Below are 1,138 nucleotides of genomic sequence, written 5' to 3' on the forward strand. Positions count from 1 at the left end.
TGGAACGCGGGACGGAATACGGGCTGGAACAGGTGTTCAATGTGATTGACAGCCGTTACCGCAGCGGCAAGCCGCTGATCGTCACGACCAACCTTACGCTGGACGACCTGCACAACCCGGAGGACACCGCCCATTCCCGGATTTATGACCGCCTGCTTTCCATGTGCGTCCCGGTACGCTTTACCGGCGACAACTTCCGGCAGGAAACCGCCAAGCGGAAAATGGAGAGCATGAAGAAACTGATTACCGACTGAAAGGAGTATTGCCTATGGCAGATAACAAGCAGCACGACACCCGCACCACCCGCCGCCCTGACTGTGTGACGGAAATCCGCATGGGCAATTCCGTCCTTGTCGTGTCCGGCTATTTCAAGAAAGACACCACAACCACAGCCGCCGACAAAATGGCGCGGGTACTGGAAGCGGAAGCCGCTGCTACACAGGAGCCGACTTATCCGGCGTGAACCGGGGCATGGAAAAGCGGCCATGCCAGGGAGCATGACCGCTGGAACGAAAATCGGAAGTGCTTTAGCAATTCTTAATCTCATTCTCTATAAAATAATTTGCAATTTCAAAGGCTTTTATTCTTCTCTTTGCCAATGTGATTTGTGATTTATAACGCTCGGAATTATCCTTTGATTCAAATGTTTTTACTGTTTCTCTTAGCTTGTGCAGAGTTGAATCAATTTGCCTTTTGGCCGCGGTTAATTCATCTATTGTATACTTCATGTTTTCTCCTTTAACTTCTGATTTTTTTGTTAAATCAGAGTATACCACGGAGTTATGAACTTTTCTACTGCAAATATGGGACGACAACCCATACCATAAAAATCGGAAAATTGAAAAGCTGTAAAGAAGCAAATTTAACGCTTTTGCCGCTGTACAGCCCCCGCCGTTCCGTGGTACAATGAAACCACGGAATAGTGGGGCTGGCTGTCGGAAACGGAGGATTTTATGTTAAGACAAGCCACCCAAAACCTCATTACCGCCCTTTATCCGAGATTGTCCCACGAGGATGAATTGCAAGGCGAGAGTAATTCCATATCGAACCAAAAAAGGATACTCGAAACCTACGCAAAACAGAACGGCTTTACCAATCTGCGCTGGTACACCGACGACGGTTTTTCCGGCGCGAACTT

At 48.3% G+C, this 1,138-nt stretch carries 3 protein-coding genes and 1 pseudogene; 3 read left to right on the plus strand and 1 reads right to left on the minus strand.

All coding sequences use genetic code 11. From position 1 onward, the window contains the following. Together ACTQ3V_RS15570 and ACTQ3V_RS15575 are read left to right on the plus strand one after the other, a co-directional pair. Positions 1-254 (plus strand): annotated as a pseudogene (locus ACTQ3V_RS15570) (ATP-binding protein); the annotation flags it as partial. Between the two features lie 14 nt (positions 255-268). After that, complete coding sequence (locus ACTQ3V_RS15575) at positions 269-463, plus strand: transposon-encoded TnpW family protein (protein ID WP_002596234.1); 195 nt, start codon at positions 269-271, stop codon at positions 461-463. 64 nt (positions 464-527) lie between these two features. Here the strand turns inward: ACTQ3V_RS15575 and ACTQ3V_RS15580 are convergent, their stop codons facing one another. Next, the gene (locus ACTQ3V_RS15580) at positions 528-728 is read right to left on the minus strand and encodes a hypothetical protein (RefSeq protein ID WP_002596235.1); all 201 of its coding nucleotides are present in this window, start codon (positions 726-728) and stop codon (positions 528-530) included. A 225-nt stretch (positions 729-953) separates the two neighbouring features. Between ACTQ3V_RS15580 and ACTQ3V_RS15585 the strand changes: the two genes are divergently transcribed. Continuing rightward, positions 954-1,138 (plus strand): recombinase family protein (locus tag ACTQ3V_RS15585; RefSeq protein ID WP_257369862.1); only part of this gene is annotated, 185 nt, incomplete at its 3' end.

It is taken from the genome of Candidatus Agathobaculum pullicola, from assembly GCF_052117205.1.
In the GTDB taxonomy this organism is placed as follows: domain Bacteria; phylum Bacillota; class Clostridia; order Oscillospirales; family Butyricicoccaceae; genus Agathobaculum; species Agathobaculum pullicola.

Bases quoted from the DNA above. Each gene is read 5' to 3' on its own strand.
- ACTQ3V_RS15580 (WP_002596235.1), bottom strand. From the start codon at position 728: ATGAAGTATACAATAGATGAATTAACCGCGGCCAAAAGGCAAATTGAT.
- ACTQ3V_RS15575 (WP_002596234.1), top strand. From the start codon at position 269: ATGGCAGATAACAAGCAGCACGACACCCGCACCACCCGCCGCCCTGAC.